Source organism: Micromonospora terminaliae (assembly GCF_009671205.1).
Taxonomy (GTDB): Bacteria; Actinomycetota; Actinomycetes; order Mycobacteriales; family Micromonosporaceae; genus Micromonospora; species Micromonospora terminaliae.
The window spans coordinates 3649165-3671901 of sequence record NZ_CP045309.1; the positions used below are offsets into that span (position 1 = coordinate 3649165).

A 22737-nucleotide genomic window follows, 5' to 3' on the forward strand; every position below is an offset into this window, starting at 1 on the left:
GGTGACCAGCCGCCCGGCGGCGGCGCCGACCTCGGCGGGGCCGCCGGGGCGCAGCCCGAGGCAGCGCAGCATGTCCTCGCGGTAGCCGGGTGGCGCCACCGGCAGGTCCAGCGCGGCGGCCAGGGCGGTCCGGCGGGACACCACCCGGACCGAGGGATTGGCCAGCCGCAGCACCGACGGGCAGAGCCGGGCCAGGTCGGCGGCGGCGAGCCGGACGCCCACCGCGTCGCCGGCCCAGCGGGCGCCGGCCACCTTGCCCAGGGTGGCGATCAGCTCCTCGAGGCGGGGCTCGTCGGCGGGCTGGCACAGCACCGGCAGGTCGATCCGGCGCCGCCACTCCGGCGCCGCCCAGAGCAGCCGGGCCGGCGCGGTGACCGGCAGCCCGAACGCCCAGTCGGCGGGCTGGCCCAGGCGGCGTACCCAGGAGCGGACGTCCCGGGCGGCCACCGACACGTGGACGAGCCGGCCGTCGAACTCGGCGAGGTACGCCCGCCGGGCCGCGTAGGGGGTGGTGGTGCGGGCCGGGCCCGCCGGCCCGGATGCCGGGGCGGCGGTGCACTCACCCGTGCGCTCGTCGGCGTCGGTGACCAGCACGTCCACGTCGACGTCGCTGTGCTCGGTGGCGGCCTGCCTTGCGTGGCTGCCGCGCAGCATGATCCCGACGACGGGACGGTCGGCGCCCTGCCGGAGGCGGGCGGCCCAGTCGTCGAGGAACTGCGGCAACTCCAGCTCGGCGCGTCCGGCGCCGTGCTGCGACCTGGAGCTGCCGGTCTCGGGCAACGGAGCGGGACCCACGGCGCCATGGTGCCGGACGCCCGATCTTGGCGCAATGACCGATGGCGGACCGGGTGTCCGCCGCTGGGGGGCTAGTGCCCGACCGTTCGCATTTGCGCCGGCGTGTACCTTTCCCCCGCGACGGCGCCGGCGGGCACCGCCCCGGTCAGCCGGTCCCGCTGCTCCGGGGTGAGCCGCACGTCGGCCGCGGCCGCGTTCTCTTCCAGGTAGCGGACCCGCTTGGTGCCCGGGATCGGGAGGACGTCGTCCCCCTGGGCGAGCAGCCAGGCCAGCGCCGCCTGGGCGGGCGTGCAGCCCAGCTCGGCGGCCACCCCGCGGACCGCCTCGACCAGCTTCACGTTGGCGTCGAGGTTGCCGTCGGCGAAGCGCGGGACCGTGCGCCGCCAGTCGTCCTCGGCGAGCTGCTCGCGGCTCGTGATGGCCCCCGTGAGCAGCCCCCGCCCGACCGGCGAGTACGCCACCAGGGACACGCCCAGCTCCCGGCAGGTGGCCAGCATCTCCCCCTCGACGTCCCGGGTGAACAGGGAGTATTCCATCTGGACCGCCGAGATCGGGTGCACGGCGTGCGCCGCGCGCAGCGTCGCCGGGCTGACCTCGGAGAGGCCGATGAGCCGCACCTTGCCGGCCTGCACCAGCTCGGCCAGCGCGCCGACGGTCTCCTCGATCGGGGTGTCCGGGTTGCGCCGGTGCAGGTAGTAGAGGTCGATGGTGTCGATGCCGAGCCGGGCCAGCGAGTCGTCGCAGGCCTGCTTCGCCCAGGCGGCGCTGCTGTCCACGTAGGCGCCCGGGGTGCCGGTGCCGCCGAAGCTGTCGCCGCTGGTGCGGTTGCCGAACTTGGTGGCCAGGAAGACCTCGTCCCGCCGCGCGCGGACCACCGGGCCGAGCAGCCGCTCGTTCGCCCCGGAGCCGTACATGTCGGCGGTGTCGAGGTGGTTGACCCCGAGGTCGAGGGCCCGGTGCAGGGTCCGGGTCGACTCGGCGTCGTCGGCGCCGCCGTAGGCGAAGCTCATGCCCATGCAGCCCAGGCCGATGGCCGAGACCTCCGGGCCGGTGGCGCCCACCCGTCGCTTGTTCATGCCAGTTCCTCCTCTGCCCGGCGGTACGCGTCGATCTTGTGGTCGAGGACCTTGAGGTCCTCCTCCAGCTCGGCCATCCGGGCCAGCACCCGGCTCCGGTGCGCCTCGAACAGGGCTCGGCGGGCACCGAGGGTGCGGTCCCCCTGCCGGGCCAGTTCGGCGTAGCGCCGCATGTCGCGCACCGGCATGCCGGTGCGCCGCAGCCGGGTGAGCAGGAACAGCCAGTTGACGTCGGACTCGGTGTACCGCCGGCGGCCTGCGGAGTCCCGGCCCACCGGGGCGACCAGGCCCTCCTGCTCGTACCAGCGCAGCGTGTAGGTGGTGAGGCCGACCCGTTCCGCCGCCTCACCGACGGTGAGGCTCATCTCCCGCGTGCTGATGTCCACGCGCCCCACACTTCCAGTTCGAGGGCACTCGAAGTCAACCTTGTGCGCCACGGGAAACTCATCTAGCGTTGAGTTCAACGGTTGATGAATTCATGGGAGGCAGGCATGGACGACGCGGTGTCGGTCCGTGACCTGGTGGTCGAGCGGGGCCGGCGGCGGGTGCTCCAGGGCATCTCCTGCGCGGTGCCCCGCGGCACGGTCACCGGGCTGCTCGGGCCGAGCGGCAGTGGCAAGACCACCCTGATGCGCGCGGTCGTCGGGGTGCAGACGGTCTCCTCGGGCACGGTGACCGTGCTGGGCCGGCCCGCCGGGGCGGCCGAGCTGCGCCGCCGCGTCGGCTACCTGACCCAGGCGCCCAGCGTCTACGCCGACCTGACCGTCCGGGAGAACGCCCGCTACTTCGCCGCGCTCCACGGGCGGGACCACGCGCACGCCGACCAGACGGTCGCCGACGTCGGGCTGGCCGGCGCGGCCACCCAACTGGTCGGCAACCTCTCCGGCGGGCAGCGCAGCCGCGCCTCGCTGGCCTGCGCCCTGGTCGGCGACCCGGAGCTGGTCATCCTCGACGAGCCGACCGTGGGCCAGGACCCGGTGCTCCGGGCCGACCTGTGGGCCCGGTTCCACGCCATGGCGGCCGGCGGCACCACGCTGCTGGTGTCCAGCCACGTGATGGACGAGGCGGGGCGGTGCGACCGCCTGCTGCTCATCAGGGACGGCCGGCTGGTCGCCGACGACACCCCGGACGCGGTCCGCGCCGCCACCGGGGTGGACGACCTCGAAGAGGCGTTCCTCCGGTTGATCAAGGCGAGCGAGCAGGAGGCCGACTCGTGAACCCGCACATCCTGGCCGCCACCACCGGGCGGATCCTGCGCCAGCTCCGGCACGACCGGCGCACCGTGGCGCTGCTCGTCGTGGTGCCGGCCCTGCTGCTCACGCTGGTCTACTTCATGTACGTCGACCAGCCCACCCCGCCGGGTCAGCCCACGGTCTTCGACCGGGTGGCGCTGATCATGCTGGGCTTCTTCCCGTTCATCATCATGTTCCTGGTGACCAGCATCGCCATGCTGCGGGAGCGCACCACCGGCACGCTGGAGCGGCTGCTCACCACCCCGCTGGCCAAACTCGACCTGCTCTTCGGCTACGGCATCGCGTTCGGCCTGGCCGGCGTCGTCCAGGCCACCGTGGCCTCGGCCGTGGCGTACTGGGTGTTCGACCTGACCACCGCCGGCAGCATCGGATTCGTGATCATGATCGCCGCGATCAACGCCGTGCTCGCGGTCGCGCTCGGGCTGTTCTGCAGCGCCTTCGCCCGCACCGAGTTCCAGGCCGTCCAGTTCATGCCGGTGGTCGTCGCCCCCCAGTTGCTGCTCTGCGGGCTCTTCGTGCCCCGCGGCGAGATGGCCGGCTGGCTCCAGGCGATCAGCGACGTGCTGCCCCTGTCGTACGCCGTCGAGGCGCTCCAGGAGGTCGGCGCGCATGCCGACCCGACCGGGACGATGTGGCGGGACGTGGCGATCGTCGCCGGGGCGGCGGTCGGGGCGCTGGTGCTGGCCGCCGCGACGCTGCGGCGGCGCAGCGGATGATGGCGCGGCGCACCGGCCGGCGACCCGGCAACCCGGACACCCGCGAGGCCATCCTCGCGGCAGCCCGGGCGGCCTTCGCCGAGCGGGGCTTCGACGCCGCCTCGATCCGGGCGATCGCCACGGCCGCCGGGGTGGACCCGGCGCTGGTGCACCACTACTTCGGCACCAAGGAGGAGCTGTTCCGGACCGCCATGGCCATGCCCATCGACCCGGCGCAGTTGCTGCCGGGGGTGCTGGCCGGCGGCCCGGAGGGGGTCGGCGGACGCCTGGTCCGGACCTTCCTCGGCGTCTGGGACTCGCCCGCCGGCACCCCGGCGGTCGCCCTGCTCCGCTCGGCGGTCAGCAACGAGTGGATGGCCCGGCTCGTGCGGGAGTTCCTCGTGACGCAGGTGCTCCGGCGGGTGCTCGACCACCTCGACATCGACCCGGTCGAGCTGCCCCTGCGCGGCTCGCTGGTGGCGAGCCAGCTGGTCGGCCTGGCCATGATGCGCTACGTCATCCGCCTCGAACCGGTCGCCTCCGCCGATCCGGAGACCCTGGTCGCCGCGATCGGCCCGACCGTGCAGCGCTACCTCACGGGCGACCTGGACTGAGCCGGGCGCGGCCGGCCGCGCCCGGCCCCGGTGTACGGTCGGGCCGGCTCAGCGGGTCTGCTCCAGCCAGGAGGCGTAGAGCAGCGCGTAGACCGACTCCGGATCCCGCAGCAGCTCGTCGTGCGGGCCACGCTGCACGATCCGCCCCCGGTCCACCACGATCACCTCGTCGGCGGCCTGGGCGGTGGACAGCCGGTGGGCGATGGCCAGCGTCGTCCGGCCCCGGGTGACCGCGTCAAGGGTGCGCTGGAGGCGGACCTCGGTGGCCGGGTCGACGGCGCTGGTCGCCTCGTCCAGGACCAGCAGGTCGGGATCGGCCACGTACGCCCGGGCCAGCGCGACGAGCTGCCGCTCGCCGACGCTCAGCGCCTCACCCCGCTCGCCCACCGGCGTGTCCAGGCCGGCCGGCAGCCCGTCCAGCCAGTCGGCCAGGCCCAGCTCGGAGAAGGCCGCGGTGAGCTGCGCGTCGGTCAGGTCCGGGCGGGCGAAGCGGACGTTCTCCCCGACCGTGGCGTCGAACAGGAAGCCGTCCTGCGGCACCATCACCACCCGGGAGCGCAGCGACTCGAAGCGCACCTCGCGCAGCGCGACGCCGGAGAGCAGCACCTCGCCCTCGCTGGGGTCCATGAGCCGGGTGAGCAGCTTGGCGAAGGTGGTCTTGCCGCTGCCGGTCTCGCCGACCACGGCCACCCGGCTCTTCGCGGGGATGTCCAGCGTCACGTCGTGCAGCACCGGCGGCCCGCCCGGGTAGGCGAACGTCACCCCGGCGAAGCGGATGTCCAGCGGGCCCGGCGGCAGCTCCCGGCCCTGCTCCCCCGGGTCGGCCACGTCCGGCGCGACGTCCAGCACGTCGAGCACCCGGCGCCAGCCGGCGATCGCGTTCTGCGCCTCGTTGAGCACCTCGGTGGCGATCTGCACCGGCTGGATGAAGAGCGTCACCAGGAACAGGAACGCGGTGAGCTGGCCGATCGACAGGGTGCGGTCGACGCCCAGGTTGACCCCGACCACCACCACGCCCGCGAGGGCCAGACCGGCCGCCAGCTCACCGACGGAGCTGCCCACGATGCTGATCCGGATGGCCTTCTGCTGGGCCCTGCGCTGCCCCTCGATCGCCGCGTCGAGCCGCCGGGCGGTGCGCCCGGAGATGCCGTACGCCCGGATCACCGGCGCGCCCACCACGCTCTCGCCGATGGTGCCGAGCAGGGTGCCCATCCGCTGCCGGACCACCCCGTACGCGCCGGCGAGCCGGCGCTGGAGCAGCCGGATCACCAGCACCGCCGGCGCGAACGCGAGGAGCACCACGAGGGTCAACTGCCAGGAGTACGCGAGCATCACGGCGGTGGTCACCACGAGCTGGCCCAGGTTGACGATGAGGATCACGCCGCCCCACTGGAGGAACTGGGTGATCTGGTCGACGTCGCTGGTGACCCGGGAGACCAGCGACCCGCGGCGCTCGGACTGCTGGTGCAGTATCGACAGGTCGTGCACGTGCCGGAACGCCCGGGTGCGCACCCCGGCCAGCGCGGTCTCGCTGACCGTGAACAGCCGGCGCATCATCAGGTAGCCGCAGGTGGTGGTGACCACCAGCACGGCGGCCGTGACCACGACGGTCAGCGACACCACGCCCAGGTCGAGGCCGCCCACGATGCCGTGGTCGATGCCGCGCTGCACGGCCACCGGCACCGCGACCCGGCCGACCATGTAGATGAGGGCCAGCGCCAGGGTGCCGGCCAGCCCGGTCTTCAGCTCCGGGGAGAGCGCCAGCCCGCGCCGCAGCGTCCGCCAGGTCGACTCGGTCGCCTCGGCCGGCCGCTCGGCCTCAACAGTCGCGCTCACCGGTCAACCTCGACTTCCAGGCCGGAGGTCAACTGCGTGACCTCGTCGTACGTGCGGGTCTGCTCGCGTTCGTGCTCGGCCTGCTCGTAGGCGGTGACCAGGTCGGCGTAGCCGGGGACGGTGGCGAGCAGGTCGGTGTGGGTGCCGCGGGCCACCACCCGGCCGTGCTCGACGTAGATCACCTCGTCGGCGAGCGCGATGGTGGCCCGCCGGTAGGCGACCACCAGGATCGAGGCGGGCGCGCCGCCGTCGGCCGGTGCGCGCAGCCCGGCCAGGATGGCCGCCTCCACCCGGGGGTCGACGGCGCTCGTGGCGTCGTCGAGCACCAGCAGCCGGGGCCGGCCGGCGAGCGCCCGGGCCAGGGTGAGCCGCTGCCGCTGCCCGCCCGAGAGCGAGGTGCCCCGCTCGCCGACCATCGTGTCCAGCCCGTCGGGCAGCGCGGCCACGAAGCCGTCCGCCTCGGCCAGCCGCAGCGCCGCCCAGACCTCGTCGTCGCCGATGCCGGCGCGGTCCAGGGTGATGTTGGCCCGCACCGTGTCGTCGAAGACGAACGGCACCTGGGCGACCAGGGCCACCGTCGAGGCCAGCGAGGCGGCCGTCAGCTCCCGCACGTCGACGCCGTCCAGGGTGACGGTGCCGGTGCGCGGGTCGACCAGCCGCACGGCCAGCGAGGTGATGGTGGACTTGCCGGCGCCGGTCGGCCCGACCAGGGCGACCGTCTTCCCGGCCGGCACCGTGAAGGTGACCTCGCCGAGCACCTCGGTGCCGGGCAGGTGTGCCTCGGCCGGCTCGTAGCCGAAGTGCACGTCGTCGAAGGCGAGCGTGGCGGGCGCGGGCGTGGCGGGGTCGAGCGTCACCTCGCCGTACGGCATCTCGCCGGTGGCGTCCAGGACCCGGCGGACCCGGTCCCAGCCGGCGACGCTGCGCGGCAGCTCGGCCAGCACCCAGCCGATGGCCCGGACCGGGAAGGCCAGCACGGTGAAGAGGAAGGCCACGCTGACCAGCTCGGTCACGGTGATCGCGCCCTGCCGCAGCCGGACCGCGCCGACCACCAGCACGGCCAGTGTGCCGAGGCTCGGCAGCGTCTCCAGCATCGGGTCGAAGACGCCGCGCAGCTTGCCCACGGAGATCAGCGCGTCGCGCAGGTCGCCGGCCCGGGCGGCGAACCGGGCGGTCTCCTGGGCCTCCCGGCCCATCGTCTTGACCACCAGGGCGCCGTCGAAGCTCTCGTGCGCGATGCCGCTGACCTCGGCGCGCAGCCGCTGTGCGCGGGCCTGCCGGGGGGCCATCCGGCGCGAGTAGACCACGTTGAGCGCGAACAGCGCCGGGAACACGGCGAGGCCGACCAGCGCGAGGGCCCAGTCGGTGAGGAAGAGCGAGACCACCGCGCCGACGAGCATCACGAGGGTGCCCACGGCGAAGGGCAGGGGCGCGATGGGGTACCAGGCGGCCTCCACGTCCGAGTTGGCGTTGGAGAGCAGCGTGCCGGTGGCGTTGCGGTGGTGCCAGGACAGCGGCAGGTCGAGGTAGCGGCGCGTGACCCGGCGGCGGTAGGCGGCCTGGAGCCGGTACTGCATGTAGCCGGCGCCGAGCCGGCGGCCGAAGATGCCGACCACCCGCAGGACGCTGATCCCGAACAGCGCGGCGGCGGCGAGCGCCAGGGCCCCACCGGTCACCGACCCGCGGGCCACCGACGGGACCACCACCTTGCCGACCACGGCGCCGACCACGTAGGCGCTGGCGATCACCATGAGGCCGAAGAGCACGCTGCCGGCCACCGCGACCGCGAAGATCCGCGGCTGCTCCCGGATGGCCCGGCCGAGTACCCGTAGTCCCCTGCCGAGGACGTCCCGACTTGTCGCGCTCGCCACGCTCTCCCCCGCCGTAAGCCGCAGTTTTCTCCCTCATCCTTACCGCTCGACGCCCGCTCCGCCGACCCGGCCCCGATATGTCGGCCGTCACTCCCTCCCGGCCGGCCCCGCCGAGCTGGGCGGACGCGCGCGCCGAGGGCCGGTCGCCGGCCGTGCGACGCCCGCACCGGGCCGCGCCGGAGCCGCGGACCGGGCCCGCCGGGCCTACGATCGGGCCATGCCGCGGTACGCCCGAACGGAGCGCGAGGCGCTCGCCGACCTGATGCTGGAGCTGGGACCGGACGCGCCGACGGTCAACGAGGGGTGGACCACCCGGGACCTGGCGGCGCACCTGCTGGTGCGGGAGCGCCGGCCGGACGCGGCGGGCGGCATCCTGCTGCCGCCTCTGCGGGGGCACGGCGAGGCGGTGCGCCGGCGCATCGCCGCCGGGCCCTACGCGGACCTCGTGGCCCGGGTCCGCCGCCCGCCGCTGTGGAGCCCGGTGAGCAATCCCCTCACCGACGAGCTGGCCAACGGCATGGAGTTCTTCATCCACCACGAGGACGTGCGCCGGGCCCAGGCGGGCTGGCTCCCCCGCGACCTGCCGGCCGGGCAGCAGGCCGCGCTCTGGAAGCGGGCCGCCGTGCTGGCCCGGTTCGCGTTGCGGCGCTTCCCGGCGGACCTGCTGATCCAGGCTCCCGGCTACGGCGAGCGCGCCGTCGGCCGCGGCGGCGAGCGGCTGCGGGTGGTGGGGGCGCCGGGCGAACTGGTGCTGTTCCTCTCCGGCCGGCAGCGGGTGGCCCGGGTCCAGGTGGACGGCCCGGCCGAGCCGGCGGAGCGGTTGCGGGCGGCCGGGCTGGGCTTCTGACCGAGCGCGCCCACCCGGTCACGGGACCGCGTGGACCCGCTTCGGCCCAGCGACGGGAGCCGATGCCAGCTGCCGTACGCTCCTGACCCGCCGCCCAACCCCGGGGCGGCGGGACAAGGGGAGACGGATGCGAGGCTTCGCGCTCTCGGCACTGCACGAACCCCCCTTCCCGACGCGCCGGCACGCCGCCGTCGAGCTGGTCGCCGGGGAGAGCGCCGGGTGGGTCGTCGACGTGGGCCTGATCGACAGCCCGGCCGGGCTGCGCCGGCTGGCCGGCGCCCACCCGGTGGAGCTGGCGGGGCGGGCCTGCCCGGATGCGCCGGTCGACGGCCTGCGTCTGCTCGCCGACCTGATCAGCTGGCTGTTCGTCATGGACGACGCGTGCGACGAGGACGGCCTGGGCGCCAGCCCGACGCGGCTCGCGCCGACCGTGGCGGCCCTGCTGGAGGTGCTCGACCGGCACGGCGATCCGGCCGCGCCGCCCCCGACCGGGGCCGGCCCGCTGGCCGTGGCGCTGGACGACCTGTGCCGGCGGGTCCGCGACCGGCGGCGGCCGGCGCTGCTGCTGCGCCTGGTCAGCCAGTTGCGCGAGTACCTGCTGGCCCTGCTCTGGGAGGCGGCCAACCGGGAGCACCACCGGGTGCCCGGGGTGGCCGAGTACGTGCAGATGCGCCGGCACACCGGCGGCGCCCGGCCCAGCTTCACCCTGACCGACCTCGCCCACCCGGAGCTGCCCGGCCCGGACCGGCGGGCCGATCCGGCGCTCGCCGCCCTGGACGCGCTCGCCGCCGACCTGGTCTGCTGGTGCAACGACCTCTTCTCCTACGACAAGGAGCGGGCGACGGCCCCGGACGCGCACAACCTGGTCACCACGATCGCCGGCGAGGCCGGGCGGGGCGAGGAGGCGGCGTTGCGCGCGGCGGCCGCCCGGTTCAACGAGAGCCTGGCGGCGTACGCGGAGCGGGACGCGGCGCTGGCCGCGACGGGCGACGAGGGCGTACGGGCCTTCCTCACCACCCGGCGGAACTGGATCCGGGCCACCTACGACTGGTCCCGCGCCGCCACCCGGTACGCCTGAACCGCGTTCCACCTCCCGGGACCGTGGTCGCCGCAGGCCAGAAGGGCTAGCCGCTGCCCGGGTACAGGCAATACTCTTCGGTAACCGCAGATCGGCGTGACCCCCGTCACGCCCCTCCACCCTCTGAAGGCGGCTACAGCGATGGCTCTCGATGTACCGTACCGTTCCGTACCCGACATGTTCCTCAAGCGTGTGGCGGATTCCCCCGACCGCCACGCGTTCGCCCACCCCGCGCCGGACGACTCCGGGCCGGTCTGGCTGACGTGGGCGCAGGTCGGGCAGCGCGCCAAGGCGATCGCCGCCGGGTTGCACGGGCTCGGCGTCGGCCTGGAGGACCCGGTGGCGATCCTGGCCAACACGCGGCTGGAGTGGGTGCTCGCCGACTTCGGGATCATGTGTGCCGGCGGGGCCACCACCACGGTCTACCCGACCACCGAGCCGGACGACGCCACGTACATCGTCGCCGACTCCGGGTCGAAGGTGCTCTTCGCCGAGAACCCGGCCCAGGCCGCGAAGATCGCCGGCACGGCGGTGCCGGCGCTGACCCACGTGGTGCTCTTCGACGGCGCGCCCGACCCGGCCGCCGGCGTCCCGCAGCTCACCCTGGCCGAGCTGGAGGAACGGGGGACCCGGGCACTGGCCAACGAGCCCGACCTGATCGACATGCTGGTCGCCGGGATCGGCCCCGACCACCTGGCGACCCTGATCTACACCTCGGGCACCACCGGCCGGCCCAAGGGTGTCGAGCTGCTGCACGGCGGCTGGTGCTGGGAGGGCGTGGCACAGGCCGAGCTGGGCCTGCTGCACGCCGACGACCTGCAGTACCTGTGGCTGCCGCTGTCCCACTCGTTCGGTAAGACGCTGCTCTGCGGCGCCACCCACGTGGGCCTGCCCACCTACGTCGACGGCCGGGTCGACAGGCTGGTCGACCTGCTCGGGGTGATCCGGCCGACGCTCATGTGCGGCGCGCCCCGGGTCTTCGAGAAGGTCTACAACAAGGCGGTCACCACGGCCCAGAGCGCCGGCGGCGCGAAGGCGAAGATCTTCGCCTGGGGCGTCGCGGTGGGCAAGGAGAAGGTCGCCCTGGAGCAGGCGGGCAAGCCGGTCCCGGGCGGGCTGAAGCTGAAGTACGCGCTGGCCGAGAAGCTGGTGTTCAGCAAGCTCCAGGCCCGGCTCGGCGGCCGGATGCGGGTGCTGGTGTCGGGCGCGGCGCCGCTGAGCAAGGAGATCGCCACCTTCTTCGCCGCGGCCAACCTGCCGATCTCCGAGGGGTACGGGCTCACCGAGACCAGCGCCGGCGCGTTCGTGAACCCGCCCGACGGGCTGAAGATCGGCAGCGTGGGCCGGGCCATGGGCGACCTGGAGTGCCGGCTCGACACCGACGGCGAGATCCTGGTGCGGGGCAAGCCCGTCATGCGCGGCTACCACAACCTGCCCGAGGAGACCGCCGCCGCGTTCACCGAGGACGGCTTCTTCCGCACCGGCGACATCGGCACCCTCGACGACGACGGCTACCTGCGGATCACCGACCGGAAGAAGGACCTGGTCAAGACCTCGGGCGGCAAGTACATCGCGCCGTCGCACATCGAGGGCATGTTCAAGGCCGTCTGCCCGTACACCTCGCAGGCCGTGGTGATCGGCCAGGCGCGCAACTACTGCACCATGCTGGTCACGCTCGACCCCGACGCCATCAAGGGCTGGGCCGCGGGCACGCCGCTGGAGGGCCGCGACTACACCGCGATCGTCACCTCGCCCGAGGCGCAGGCCATGGTCGAGGGCTACGTGGCCGAGCTGAACGGCAAGCTGAACCGCTGGGAGACGATCAAGAAGGTGACCATCCTCCCCCGGGACCTCACCATCGAGGACGGCGAGGTCACCCCGTCGCTGAAGATCAAGCGCCGGAGCGTGGAGACCAACTTCGCCGACGAGATCGACAAGATGTACGCGGGCACCCTCGCGGAGCTTTAGCGCCCCCGCACCGCCCGGCGGCCGTGCCCCTCCGTCCCGGGGCACGGCCGCCGCACCGGTTCAGAGGTGCTCGCGGCGCCAGCGGCTCTGGTCCGCCTCCAGGGCGAGCTGCTCCTCCAGCGCGAGCTGCCGGATCCGGCTCCGCCGGCCGTCCTCCCGGACCGTCTCCACAGCCACCCCGACGGTCACGAGCACCGCCAGCACGAGGAGCGACGCCAGCTCCGGGATCGAGGCGACCACGGGGGCGACGACGGCGAGGGCCACGACCGTGATCAGCAGCGGCCAGTGCACCTCCCGCAGCGCCACCAGCGCGCAGCCGACGAGGCTCAGCAGGTAGAGGCCCGCCCCGCCGAACAGGATCGCGACCCAGAAGCCGCCCAGCGGCGGCCCCCACGTGGGGGTGTCCGGGCTGGCCGCGTCGGCCAGCAGGTCCTTGAGGCCCAGGGCGAAGAGGATGGTCCCGGCGATCAGCGGCAGGTGCAGGAACGTGTAGACGTCCCGGCAGAGCCGGAGCCGGGCGGCCGGGTCACGGGCGTGATGCAGCGCCTGCTCCAGCGCGTACGCCAGGGTGTCGAAGTACGCCCACCAGAGCACCGCCACCACCAGGACGCCGAGCAGCGCGGCCACCGCCACGGGGCCGGTGAGCGGCAGCCCGGTCTTCGGGCCGAGCCCCAGCGCGATGATCGACTCACCGAGCGCGATGAGCACCATGAGGGCGTGCCGTTCCGCCCAGTGGCCCGCGGAGAGCACCACCCACCGCGCTGAGGCGAGGGTCACCCCACCGACGTACTCGACAAGCAGCGCCACGGTCCAGAGAGCCAGTTGCAGCGCCACGGCGTACGGCCGGTCGCCGAGCCGCTGGGGCACCGTGCCGGCGACCACCAGCAGGACGGTGGCCACGGTCGGCAGCAGCGCGCGCAGCAGCAGCCGCCGGCGCCGGAGCGGATCCGACCGGTCCAGCCAGCCGAAGACCACGAGCTGGGTCATCCGGATCGCGAAGTAGCAGCCCGCGAAGACCAGCGGGCCGTTCAGCCCGCCGGGACGGTCGGCGAACGCGCTCGGCACGCTGAGCACCAGCAGGAAGGTGGCCGCCACCGTGACGACGCCGATCACCGGCAGCACACCCTGGTCGGCGCGGACCGCGTTGCCGAGCCGGGCGAAGCCGGTCCACGACCACCAGAGCAGCGCCAGCACCAGCAGGCACCGGTAGAGGTTGGCCGGGCTGAGCAGGGTAGCGGTCAGGGTGGTGACGTTGATGAACGCGAAGACGAAGACCAGGTCGTAGAAGAGTTCGAGGCGGGTGGTCCGGGAACCGGGCGCGCCGGGCCACACGACGCGCGACCACCGGGCACCCCCGCCGTTCCCCACCCGGGCAGTGTCCGCAATCCCCGCGCCGTGCCGGTGCCGATCGGCGGATCCGTACCGGAACGGGCGCCTACCGCCCGGGCGCGCCGCCGGCGCCGTGCCCGGCGAGGAACTCGTCGCGCAGCGCGCGACGCGCCGGGCCGAAGAGCACCACCTCGGCCACCACCATGCCGGCGCAGACCACGGCGAGCAGCCCCAGCGCGGCCAGCGCCGGCAGGTGGTCCGCCACCGGCAGGAGCAGCACCAGCAGCACCGTGGTGGCCAGCCGCGGCCGGTTGACCGAGCGCATGTTGCGCAGCCGGAAGCCCACGTGCCCGAGCAGGTAGAGGATCACGCCGCCATAGAGGGCGAGCAGGCCGAGCCCGTGCAGGGGGTCGGTGAGCCGGTGGTGGGACTCGTCGCCGACGTAGGACAGCACCTTCTTGAAGCCCAGGGCGAGCAGGATGATGCCGGTGACCATCGGCAGGTGCAGGTAGGTGTAGGAGTCCCGGCCCAGCGCGGCCCGCTCGGCGCCCCGCGCCCGGGCCAGGACCCGCTCGGCGGCGATCGAGACCACGTCGAAGTACGCCCACCACAGCGCCCCGGCGACGGTGACACCGAGGAACGAGGCCACGATGATCGGCCAGGAGATCGGCAGCGCGATGATCCCGACGCCGATGGCGACCAGCGACTCCCCGAGCGCCACGATGATGATGAGGCCGTGCCGCTCGGTCCAGTGCGCGGCCGAGAAGATCTGCCAGCCCGCCGCGCCGATCGCCATGATGCCGCCGTAGTCCACGACGAGGGCGAGCACCCAGAGCAGGGTGCGCAGCGTGAGGACCCGGTCGGGGTCGTCGGTGAGGTACGGCGGCAGCAGCGCGGCGGTGAAGAGCAGCAGCGCCCCGCCCAGCATCGGCAGGGCGGCCCGCACCAGCTGCCGGCGCAGCCCGGCGTCGCCGCGGGCGGCGTACCAGTAGATGGTCAGGTGCAGCACCCGGACGGTCAGGTAGCAGGCCGCGAAGACGACCGGGCCGGACAGCCCGCCGGGCAGGTCGACGAAGGCCTCCGGGATCGTCGCGGCGACCACGAACATGGTGGCCACGACCGCGAAGAGGACCACCCGCACCACGCCCTCGTCGGCGCGGACCGTGTTGCCGAGCCAGGCGTAGCAGCACCAGCACCACCAGAGCAGGGCCAGCACCAGCAGGCCCCGGCCCAACCCGGGCCAGGTCAGGTCGGCTGCCATCAACGCGGTCACCTGGGTGAGCGCGTAGACGAAGACCAGGTCGAAGAAGAGCTCCAGCGGGGTGACCGAGGCGCCCTCGGTCATCACCCGCATCCGCGGCGCGTGCCGCCTGCCGTCCGTCACGGCGGACAGTCTGGCAGCCGGGTGGCCGGGGTGGTGTCCCTCGTGCGCCCGGCGCGCCGCGCGGTCAGGCGATGACGGAGGGCTCCCGCCACTGCGGGCGGCCGACCCGGTCCAGGTCGTAGCGGACCGCGGCCAGCCGGCCCACGGCCTCCTCCAGGTCGGCGGCGGGCAGCGTGAAGGGCAGCCGGAGGAACCGCTCCAGGGTGCCGTCCAGGCCGAACCGGGGTCCGGGCGCCAGGCGTACGCCGACCTCCTCGGCGGCCCGGGCCAGCGCGCTGGAGATCGGACCGTCCAGCTCCACCCAGAGGGTCACGCCACCGCGGGGCACGGTGACCCGCCAGTCGGGCAGCCGGTCGGCCATGGCCTTCACGAGGGCGTCCCGCTGGGCGGCGAGCTGGATCCGCCGGTCGATCACGATGCCCGGCCCCTGGGCCAGCAGGTGCACCGCCACGAGCTGGTCGAGCACAGGGCTGGCCATGTCCACGCCGACCCGGGCGGCGGCCAACCGCTGCACCTGCGGCGCGGACGCCCGGACCCAGCCGATCCGCAGCCCACCCCAGTACGGCTTGCTCATGCCGCCGATGCTGATGACCCGGGAGTGCCGGTCGAACGTGGCCACCGGCGGCGGCAGGGGGGTGCCGTCCAGCGGCAGGTCCACGAAGGACTCGTCCACGACCAGATCGGTTCCGGCGGCGTGCGCCGCGCCGACCAGCCGCTCCCGCAGGTCGGCCGCCATGAGGTGACCGGTCGGGTTGTGGAACTCGGGGATCACGTAGGCGAGCTTCGGCCGGGTCTGCCGGATGCTGCCCAGCAGCAGGTCGGCGTCCCAACCGTCCCCGTCGGCGGACAGCCCGTGGGTGGTGATCCGGGCCCGCCGGGCCGACAGCGCGGCCAGGGCGTTCGGGTAGGTGGGTGACTCCACCAGCACCCCGCCGCCGGGCGACAGGGCGAGCCGCAGCACCAGGTCCAGCGCGTGCTGCGTGCCGCTGGTCACCATGATCTGCTCCGGGCTGGTGGGCAGCCCTCGCTCGGTGTACACGCGGGCCACCGCCTCGCGCAGCTCGATGATCCCGGTCGGGTGGTAGCCGGCCCCGCCGAGGTAGCGCGGCAGGTCCTCGGCTGCGGCCCGGGCCGCCGGCACGAGCTGCGCCGGGGCGGAGAGGGCGGCCACCCCAAGGTCGATCATGTCCCGGTCGTCGAGCGGGGTCCACAGCCCGGTGCTGGCCACCCGGTGGGTGCCCGGGAGCATGGTCCAGCTCCCGGCGCCGCGCCGGCTGGCCAGGTGGCCGGTCTCGCGCAGCTCCCGGTACGCGGCGGTCACCGTGGTCCGGCTGATCCGCAGCGCCTCGGCCAGGTCCCGCTCGGCCGGCAGGCGTACCCCGAGGGGGAGGCGGCCGTCGGCGAGCAGCCCGCGGACGGCGGCGGCGAGCGCGGCGTAGTCGGGGCTGCGCCGGCGGCCCGGTAGGGCATGCCACTGCCCGAGGAGGCGAGCCAATTGGACGCCGCGTACCTGACTCGTCATGGCCACCCCTCCTGAATTGGCTCTGTCGCGGATCAGATTGGCCCCTAGGGTGGCACTCATGGCACGAATTGGCAATCTCGGGTACCGGCCGACCCGGCGGCTCGTCCAGCTCTACGCCGGGCTCGCCCTCTACGGGATCAGCATGGCGCTGATGATCCGCTCCGGGCTCGGGCTCGATCCGTGGGACGTGTTCCACCAGGGGCTCGCGCGGCAGACCGGCCTCTCCTTCGGCACGGTCACCATCGCGGTGGGTGCCATGGTGCTGCTGCTCTGGATCCCGCTGCGGCAGCGCCCCGGCCTCGGCACCGTGAGCAACGTGGTGGTCATCGGGCTGGTCGTCGACGCCACCCTGGCCCTGCTGCCACCCGGCGAAGGCCTGCCGCTGCGTGCCACCCTGCTGGTCGTCGGGATCGTCGCCAACGGCGCCGCCACCGGTCTCTACCTGGGCGCCGGTCTCGGCCCCGGCCCGCGCGACGGCCTCATGACCGGCTTCACCGCCCGCCGGCCCCGCTACTCGATCCGGCTGGTCCGGACCGTCATCGAGGTGACCGTGCTGAGCCTGGGCTGGCTGCTCGGCGGCACCGTGGGCCTCGGCACCGTGGCGTACGCGCTGGCCATCGGGCCGCTCGCCCAGCTGTTCATCCCGATCTTCGCGGTGCCGGCCCCGCCGGCCGGCGAGCCCGCCGCCGATCCGGCGCTCCCCCGCGCGCCGCGCCCGGCCGGCGAGGCCGCCTGACCCGCCGCGCGATCACGCAGCGTCACGCACACCGCGCCGACCGCCATCCGGCGGGACGGGACGGACCCCGCTGAGCTGCGGCGACGTCCGGGAGCGAAACCGGGTGTTTTCTCCGCCGTCGCGGCCGGGCATCATGCGTGCATGGGCGAGAACGGTTGGCGTTGGAGTGACGCCTGGATCTTCGTCTCACTGGTCATCGCGAGCGGCGCCGGCCGGCACCGCCGGGCCGCCGCCACCCGGCGCCCGGAGGGCGTGCGCCTCGCCGACGTCCTCTCCACCGCCGACCACCTCAACCAGGCCATCCCCGAGCGGCACGAGGTGGAGGGCGCGGTCCGCCGGCTGGTGAGCGCCGGGCTCGTCAGCGTCAGCGACGGCTGGTTCCGGGTGACCCCGGACGGCGAGCACCTCTGGCGCACCCGGCCCAGCGCCGGGCTGGGCACCACCGTCGACGCCGTGCAGGGCGTGCTGAGCCGCGGCCCCGCTCCGGACGAGTCCGACTGGCGGCTGCCCGAGGACGACCACGCCGCCGCCGTGCAGGAGTACGTGGTCCGTTCCATCCCGATGCCGCGCCGCTCCCCCGAGGGCCACTCCGGCCGCCCCTGACCCCCGCGCCGGCGGGCGGCGGATCAGCGGACCGGGTGGCCGGCGCCCCGCAGGGCGTCCTTGACCTCGCCGACGGTCAGCTCACCGAAGTGGAAGACGCTGGCCGCGAGCACCGCGTCGGCGCCCGCGCCGATGGCCGGCGGGAAGTGGGCCACCTGGCCGGCCCCGCCGCTGGCGATCACCGGCACGTCCACGACCGCGCGGACCGCCTCGATCAGCGGCAGGTCGAAGCCGGCCTTGGTGCCGTCGGCGTCCATCGAGTTGAGCAGGATCTCCCCGGCGCCCAGGTCGGCGCCGCGCGCCGCCCACTCGACCGCGTCCAGGCCGGTACCCCGACGCCCGCCGTGGGTGGTCACCTCGAAGCCGCTCGGGGTGGTGCCGGCCGGCGCCCGGCGTACGTCGAGGGAGAGCACCAGCACCTGCCGGCCGAACCGGTCGGCGATCTCGGCGATCAACTCGGGGCGGGCGATGGCCGCGGTGTTCACCCCGACCTTGTCCGCGCCGGCGCGGAGCAGGGTGTCGACGTCGGCGACCTGGCGGATGCCCCCGCCGACGGTGAGCGGGATGAAGACCGACTCGGCGGTGCGCCGCACCACGTCGAGCATGGTGCCGCGGTCGCTGCTGGAGGCGGTGACGTCGAGGAAGGTCAGCTCGTCGGCGCCGGCCCGGTCGTACGCGGCCGCCAGCTCGACCGGGTCGCCGGCGTCGCGCAGGTCGAGGAAGTTGACCCCCTTGACCACCCGCCCGGCGTCCACGTCCAGACACGGGATCACCCGTACCGCCACCGTCATGCCGCGAGCCTATCCAACGCGCACAGGGACGGTGACCGGCACGTGACGCCGGCCACCGCCCTGCATCGGATCGGGACTCACACCCGGACGAGCATCTTGCCGATGTTCTCGCCGCGCAGCAGGCCGAGGAAGGCCTCCGGGGCGTTCTCGATGCCGTCGACCACGGTCTCGTCGTAGGAGATCCGGCCGTCCCGCAGCCAGCCGGCCATCTCCTGGACGAACTGCTCGCGCAGGTGCCCGTGGTCGCCGACCAGGAAGCCGCGCAGGGTGAGCCGCTTGCCGATGAGCAGCGCCAGGTTGCGCGGCGCGGCCGGCGGCTCGGTGGCGTTGTACTGCGCGATCATGCCGCAGATCGCGGCGCGGCCGTGCAGTTTCATGGCCCCGATGGCGGCCTCCAGGTGCTCGCCGCCGACGTTGTCGAAGTAGACGTCGATGCCGTCCGGGGCGGCGGCGCGGAGCTGGTCGCGGACCGGGCCGTCGTGGTAGTCGAACGCGGCGTCGAAGCCGAGAGCCCGCAGCCGTTCGACCTTGGCCGGGGAGCCGGCGCTGCCGATCACCCGGGCGGCGCCGCGCAGCTTGGCGATCTGCCCGACCATGCTGCCGACCGCGCCGGCCGCGCCGGAGACGAAGACCGTCTCGCCCGGCTTCATGGCGGCCACGTCGAGCAGCCCGGCGTACGCGGTCAGCCCGGTCATGCCGAGCACGCCCAGGTAGGCGGTGACCGGCGCCAGGTCCGGGTCGACCGTCCGCGCGCCCTTGGCGTCGACCAGCGCGTACTCCCGCCAGCCCAGGCCGTGCAGCACGATGTCGCCGGGCGCGAAGCCCTCGGCCTCGCTGGCCACCACCTCGCCGACGGCGCCGCCGTCGAGCGGGGCGTCGAGCGCGAACGGCGGCACGTACGACTTGACGTCGTTCATCCGCCCGCGCATGTACGGGTCGACCGACATGAACCGGTTGCGGACCACGAGCTGACCCGGCCCCGGGGTGGGCACCTCGGTGGTGACCAGCCGGAAGTTGTCGGCGGTCGGCCAGCCCTGCGGCCGGGAGGCCAGGTGGATCTCCCGGTTGGCCGTCATCGGGCGTCCCGGACGGTCAGCGTGACCTCGATGTTGCCCCGGGTCGCGTTGGAGTACGGGCAGACCTGGTGGGCCGCCTCGACCAGCTGCTGAGCGGCGGACCGCTCGACGGCGGGCAGGTCGACCACCAGGGTGACCGCGAGGCCGTAGCCGCCGCTGCCGTTCGGGCCGATGCCGACCTCGGCCTCGACGACGGAGTTCGCGACGTCCGCCCGGGCCTTGCGGGCGACCAGGCGCAGCGCCGAGTGGAAGCAGGCGGCGTAGCCGGCCGCGAAGAGCTGCTCCGGGTTGGTCGCGCCGCCGGCGCCGCCCATCTCCTTCGGCACGGCCAGGTCCAGGTCGAGGCCGCCGTCGGAGGTGCGGACGTGGCCGTCCCGGCCGTCGCCGGTGGCCTGCGCGGACGCGGTGTAGAGCACCTGCATGGTGGTCACTGCTCCTTCTGTCGGTGGATCGTCTCGGTGACCCGGGTGAGGGTGTCGCGAAGGGCGACCAGCTCGGCCTCGGTGAGGCCGGTGGCGCAGGCCACCTGGCGCGGCACCTCGTTCATCCGCTCCCGCAGGGCCCGGCCCTGCGGGGTGAGGCCGACCTCGACCCGGCGCTCGTCGGCAGCCGAGCGGGTGCGCACCACCAGGCCGGCCGCCTCCAGCCGCTTGAGCAGCGGGGAGAGCGTGCCGGAGTCGAGCCGGAGGCGCGCGCCGAGTTCGGAGACGGTGGGGGCGTCGTCGCCGCGCTCCCAGAGCACCAGCAGCACGAGGTACTGCGGGTAGGTCAGGCCGTGCGCGTCGAGGATGGGCCGGTAGACGTCGGTGAGGGCGCGCGACGCCGCGTAGAGGGCGAAGCACACCTGCCGGCGCAGCACCAGATCATCGGTCACGGGCAAACCGTAGCGTCCAATTGAGTTGTGCACAACTGATCGGGCCGCGAGGTGGCCGCCGCCACAGCTCCGGGCCGGCCGTCAGCGGTCGCCGAGCCACGCCTCCAGCTCGACCTCGACCAGGTGGTCCGGGTCGATGAGCCCGGCCACCACGACCATGGTGGCCACCGGGCGGACCGCCCCGAACACCGCGTTGTGGGCCCGGCCCACCTCGTCGGCGTACACGCGGTCGGTCACGTACATCCGGGTGCGCACCACGTCGGCCGGCCCGGCGCCGACCTCGGCGAGCGCGTCCAGGCCGATCCGGATCGCCTGGGCGGTCTGCGCGGCGGCGTCGCCGACGTGGGCCACCCGGCCGTCCACCGTGGAGGTGCAGCCCGCCGTGATCGCCGACTGCCCGGCCCGGACCACCCGGCTGTAGCCGTAGAGCGCCTCCCAGGGGCCGCCCGACCCGAGCCGGGTGACGGCGGCGTCACCCGGCCGCTCCGGCTCAGTGCGGGAGTCGTCGCCCGCGACGGCGGTCACTCCCCGGCCCGCAGGGTGGCGAGCGCCTCGGCCACGGTGAACGCCCCGGCGTAGAGCGCCTTGCCGGCGATCACACCCTCCACGCCCACCGCCTCCAGCGCGGACAGCGCGCGGAGGTCGTCCAGGGTGGAGACGCCGCCGGAGGCGATCACCGGCGCGTCGGTGCGGGCGCAGACCTCGCGCAGCAGGTCGAGGTTGGGCCCGCGCATGGTGCCGTCCTTGGTGATGTCGGTGACCACGTACCGGGCCGCGCCGGCCTTGTCCAGCCGGGCCAGCACCTCGTAGAGGTCACCGCCGTCGCGGGTCCAGCCGCGCGCCGAGAGGGTACGGCCGCGCACGTCCAGCCCGATGGCCACCCGGTCGCCGTACTCGCCGCACACCCGGTCGCACCACTCCGGGTCCTCCAGCGCCGCCGTGCCGATGTTGACCCGGGCGGCGCCGGTGCCCAGGGCCGCCTCCAGCGACTCGTCGTCCCGGATGCCCCCGGAGAGCTCGACCTTCACGTCGAGCTGGCGGACCACCTCGGCCAGCAGGTGCGCGTTGGTGCCCCGGCCGAACGCCGCGTCGAGGTCGACCAGGTGGATCCACTCCGCCCCGTCCGACTGCCAGGCGAGGGCGGCCTCCAGCGGATCCCCGTACGCGGTCTCGCTGCCGGCGGCGCCCTGGACCAGCCGGACGGCCTGGCCGTCGGCGACGTCCACGGCGGGCAACAGGGTGAGGCTCACAGGTCTTCTCCTCGCATCTTCAACGACGGTCCAGGGCGATCACCACGACCGCGGGCAGGACCAGCAGCAACAACACGACCAGCGCCAGCCGCAGCGCCAGGTCGTCCACGAAATTCCAGATGCCGGCCACCGCCGCGCCGGTGAGCAGCACGATCGCCGCCCGCTCGCCCCGGCTGTGCCGGCGCAGCCGCCCGGTGCGGCCCCGCCGCACCGAGGGCGTCAACCGGCGTACGACGGCACGCCGCCGGTCCCGGCGCGCCACCCGGCGGGCACGGACGGCCCGTTCCCGCTCCAGCTCGGCCTGGCGCGCCTCCCGCCGCCGGGCCCGCTCCTTACTCAAGTGTGCCGAGCCAGTTGCGCAGCAGAGCGGCGCCCGTGTCGGCCGACTTCTCCGGGTGGAACTGGGCCGCCGACAGGGCGCCCCGCTCGACCCCGGCCACGAAGTCCGCGCCGTGGTGGGCGGTGGTGACGGTGGCCCCGGCGGCGGCCAGTGCGCTCGGCGCGGTCACCCCGTAGGAGTGGACGAAGTAGAACCGCGCGTCGGCCGGCAGGCCGGCGAAGAGCACCGAGCCGGCCGGGGCCTGCACGGTGTTCCAGCCCATGTGCGGCAGCCGCGGCGCGGGCAGCCTGGTCACCCCGCCGGGCAGCAGCCCGAGCCCCTTGGTGACCACGCCGTGCTCGTCGCCGTGCTCGAAGAGCACCTGCATGCCGACGCAGATGCCGAGCACCGGGCGGCCCGCGGCGACCCGGTCGGCGATGACCGGGCCGGCGCCCAGCGCCTCGATCCCGGCCATGCACGCGGCGTACGCGCCGACGCCCGGCACCACCAGTCCGTCGGCCTCGGCGGCGGCGGTCAGGTCGGCGGTGACGGTCACGTCGGCGCCGACCCGTGCCAGGGCGCGCTCGGCCGAGCGCAGGTTGCCCGACCCGTAGTCGAGCACCACGACCCGCCGGCTCACGCGCCCTCCCCCGGCAGCAGCCAGAGCAGCCCACCGGCGGTGGCCAGCACGGCCAGCAGCCCGGTGACCACCACGGCGCCCCGGCCGGCGCCCTGCTTGTACAGCGACCAGGTGCCGCCCACCAGCACCCCGGCCAGGATCAGCAGCAACGTCGGCAGCACCCGCATCAGCGCCACCCTT

Annotated in this window: 24 protein-coding genes and 1 pseudogene; 8 read left to right on the forward strand and 17 right to left on the reverse strand. The window is 74.5% G+C overall.

Annotation, left to right across the window (positions count from 1 at the left end; genetic code table 11):
• Window positions 1–102: 102 nt before the first annotated feature.
• The 3 genes and pseudogenes from GCE86_RS32095 to GCE86_RS16470 all read right to left on the reverse strand — a co-directional run.
• Window positions 103–654: pseudogene (locus GCE86_RS32095) on the reverse strand (phosphoribosyl-AMP cyclohydrolase); the annotation flags it as partial.
• Between the two features lie 212 nt (window positions 655–866).
• A complete protein-coding gene (locus GCE86_RS16465; RefSeq protein WP_154227798.1) occupies window positions 867–1871 on the reverse strand; it encodes an aldo/keto reductase in 1005 nt (334 codons plus the stop codon).
• Window positions 1868–2257 (reverse strand): MerR family transcriptional regulator, encoded by a 390-nt coding sequence (locus tag GCE86_RS16470; protein WP_154227799.1) that lies wholly within the window; start codon window positions 2255–2257, stop codon window positions 1868–1870. The genes GCE86_RS16465 and GCE86_RS16470 overlap by 4 nt, the downstream gene beginning before the upstream one ends.
• A 105-nt stretch (window positions 2258–2362) precedes the next feature.
• Here GCE86_RS16470 and GCE86_RS16475 point away from each other — a divergent pair, with 105 nt between their 5' ends.
• From GCE86_RS16475 to GCE86_RS16485, 3 genes are read left to right on the forward strand one after another with little or no spacing between them, the layout of a single operon-like run.
• Window positions 2363–3088, forward strand: coding sequence for an ABC transporter ATP-binding protein (locus tag GCE86_RS16475; protein ID WP_154227800.1), 726 nt, complete (start codon window positions 2363–2365; stop codon window positions 3086–3088).
• The gene (locus tag GCE86_RS16480) at window positions 3085–3840 is read left to right on the forward strand and encodes an ABC transporter permease (protein WP_154227801.1); all 756 of its coding nucleotides are present in this window, start codon (window positions 3085–3087) and stop codon (window positions 3838–3840) included. The genes GCE86_RS16475 and GCE86_RS16480 overlap by 4 nt, the downstream gene beginning before the upstream one ends.
• Window positions 3840–4433, forward strand: coding sequence for a TetR/AcrR family transcriptional regulator (locus tag GCE86_RS16485; protein WP_154230533.1), 594 nt, complete (start codon window positions 3840–3842; stop codon window positions 4431–4433). The genes GCE86_RS16480 and GCE86_RS16485 overlap by 1 nt, the downstream gene beginning before the upstream one ends.
• A 48-nt stretch (window positions 4434–4481) precedes the next feature.
• On the opposite strand, the gene GCE86_RS16490 is transcribed toward GCE86_RS16485, so the two are convergent.
• Both GCE86_RS16490 and GCE86_RS16495 read right to left on the reverse strand, forming a co-directional pair.
• Window positions 4482–6269: an ABC transporter ATP-binding protein gene (locus GCE86_RS16490; RefSeq protein WP_154227802.1), complete on the reverse strand. Its 1788-nt coding sequence runs from the start codon at window positions 6267–6269 to the stop codon at window positions 4482–4484.
• Complete coding sequence (locus tag GCE86_RS16495; protein WP_154227803.1) at window positions 6266–8140, reverse strand: ABC transporter ATP-binding protein; 1875 nt, start codon at window positions 8138–8140, stop codon at window positions 6266–6268. Before GCE86_RS16495 ends, GCE86_RS16490 begins: the two co-directional genes overlap by 4 nt.
• Window positions 8141–8357: 217 nt before the next feature.
• Here GCE86_RS16495 and GCE86_RS16500 point away from each other — a divergent pair, with 217 nt between their 5' ends.
• The 3 genes from GCE86_RS16500 (at window position 8358) to GCE86_RS16510 (ending at window position 12033) form a co-directional block, all read left to right on the forward strand.
• Window positions 8358–8987 carry a TIGR03085 family metal-binding protein gene (locus GCE86_RS16500; protein ID WP_154227804.1) on the forward strand — a complete coding sequence of 210 codons (630 nt, stop codon included), beginning with the start codon at window positions 8358–8360 and terminating at the stop codon, window positions 8985–8987.
• 127 nt (window positions 8988–9114) lie between these two features.
• Window positions 9115–10065 carry a terpene synthase family protein gene (locus GCE86_RS16505; RefSeq protein WP_154227805.1) on the forward strand — a complete coding sequence of 317 codons (951 nt, stop codon included), beginning with the start codon at window positions 9115–9117 and terminating at the stop codon, window positions 10063–10065.
• 141 nt (window positions 10066–10206) lie between these two features.
• Complete coding sequence (locus GCE86_RS16510) at window positions 10207–12033, forward strand: AMP-dependent synthetase/ligase (protein ID WP_154227806.1); 1827 nt, start codon at window positions 10207–10209, stop codon at window positions 12031–12033.
• Between the two features lie 60 nt (window positions 12034–12093).
• Here GCE86_RS16510 and GCE86_RS16515 read toward each other — a convergent pair whose 3' ends face one another.
• From GCE86_RS16515 to yczR, 3 genes are all read right to left on the reverse strand, one after another.
• Window positions 12094–13401 (reverse strand): low temperature requirement protein A, encoded by a 1308-nt coding sequence (locus tag GCE86_RS16515; protein ID WP_244316999.1) that lies wholly within the window; start codon window positions 13399–13401, stop codon window positions 12094–12096.
• 67 nt (window positions 13402–13468) lie between these two features.
• Window positions 13469–14746 carry a low temperature requirement protein A gene (locus GCE86_RS16520; protein ID WP_204342622.1) on the reverse strand — a complete coding sequence of 426 codons (1278 nt, stop codon included), beginning with the start codon at window positions 14744–14746 and terminating at the stop codon, window positions 13469–13471.
• Between the two features lie 64 nt (window positions 14747–14810).
• On the reverse strand, window positions 14811–16268 hold the full coding sequence (gene yczR, locus GCE86_RS16525) for a MocR-like transcription factor YczR (RefSeq protein WP_154227807.1): 1458 nt from the start codon (window positions 16266–16268) through the stop codon (window positions 14811–14813).
• 58 nt (window positions 16269–16326) lie between these two features.
• On the opposite strand from yczR, the gene yczE reads away from it, so the two are divergent.
• Both yczE and GCE86_RS16535 read left to right on the forward strand, forming a co-directional pair.
• Window positions 16327–17004, forward strand: coding sequence for a membrane protein YczE (yczE, locus tag GCE86_RS16530; protein ID WP_239542927.1), 678 nt, complete (start codon window positions 16327–16329; stop codon window positions 17002–17004).
• A 141-nt stretch (window positions 17005–17145) separates the two neighbouring features.
• Entirely contained in the window at window positions 17146–17607 is a 462-nt protein-coding gene (locus GCE86_RS16535) for a hypothetical protein (RefSeq protein WP_154227808.1), read from the forward strand.
• 23 nt (window positions 17608–17630) lie between these two features.
• Here GCE86_RS16535 and hisF read toward each other — a convergent pair whose 3' ends face one another.
• The 9 genes from hisF to GCE86_RS31650 all read right to left on the reverse strand — a co-directional run bounded on the left by hisF (window position 17631) and on the right by GCE86_RS31650 (window position 22724).
• On the reverse strand, window positions 17631–18398 hold the full coding sequence (hisF, locus tag GCE86_RS16540) for an imidazole glycerol phosphate synthase subunit HisF (protein WP_154227809.1): 768 nt from the start codon (window positions 18396–18398) through the stop codon (window positions 17631–17633).
• A gap of 77 nt (window positions 18399–18475) precedes the next feature.
• Window positions 18476–19474, reverse strand: coding sequence for an NADP-dependent oxidoreductase (locus tag GCE86_RS16545; RefSeq protein WP_154227810.1), 999 nt, complete (start codon window positions 19472–19474; stop codon window positions 18476–18478).
• Complete coding sequence (locus GCE86_RS16550; protein WP_154230536.1) at window positions 19471–19896, reverse strand: organic hydroperoxide resistance protein; 426 nt, start codon at window positions 19894–19896, stop codon at window positions 19471–19473. Before GCE86_RS16550 ends, GCE86_RS16545 begins: the two co-directional genes overlap by 4 nt.
• Before the next feature lie 5 nt (window positions 19897–19901).
• Window positions 19902–20348 carry a MarR family winged helix-turn-helix transcriptional regulator gene (locus tag GCE86_RS16555; RefSeq protein ID WP_154227811.1) on the reverse strand — a complete coding sequence of 149 codons (447 nt, stop codon included), beginning with the start codon at window positions 20346–20348 and terminating at the stop codon, window positions 19902–19904.
• Window positions 20349–20429: 81 nt separating this feature from the next.
• The gene (locus GCE86_RS16560; protein ID WP_154227812.1) at window positions 20430–20873 is read right to left on the reverse strand and encodes a Rid family hydrolase; all 444 of its coding nucleotides are present in this window, start codon (window positions 20871–20873) and stop codon (window positions 20430–20432) included.
• Window positions 20870–21598, reverse strand: coding sequence for a bifunctional 1-(5-phosphoribosyl)-5-((5-phosphoribosylamino)methylideneamino)imidazole-4-carboxamide isomerase/phosphoribosylanthranilate isomerase PriA (gene priA, locus GCE86_RS16565; protein WP_091268002.1), 729 nt, complete (start codon window positions 21596–21598; stop codon window positions 20870–20872). The genes GCE86_RS16560 and priA overlap by 4 nt, the downstream gene beginning before the upstream one ends.
• A 19-nt stretch (window positions 21599–21617) precedes the next feature.
• Window positions 21618–21938: a hypothetical protein gene (locus tag GCE86_RS16570; RefSeq protein WP_154227813.1), complete on the reverse strand. Its 321-nt coding sequence runs from the start codon at window positions 21936–21938 to the stop codon at window positions 21618–21620.
• Window positions 21931–22557: an imidazole glycerol phosphate synthase subunit HisH gene (hisH, locus tag GCE86_RS16575; protein WP_154227814.1), complete on the reverse strand. Its 627-nt coding sequence runs from the start codon at window positions 22555–22557 to the stop codon at window positions 21931–21933. Before hisH ends, GCE86_RS16570 begins: the two co-directional genes overlap by 8 nt.
• Complete coding sequence (locus tag GCE86_RS31650) at window positions 22554–22724, reverse strand: hypothetical protein (protein WP_167537050.1); 171 nt, start codon at window positions 22722–22724, stop codon at window positions 22554–22556. Before GCE86_RS31650 ends, hisH begins: the two co-directional genes overlap by 4 nt.
• Window positions 22725–22737: the final 13 nt, after the last annotated feature.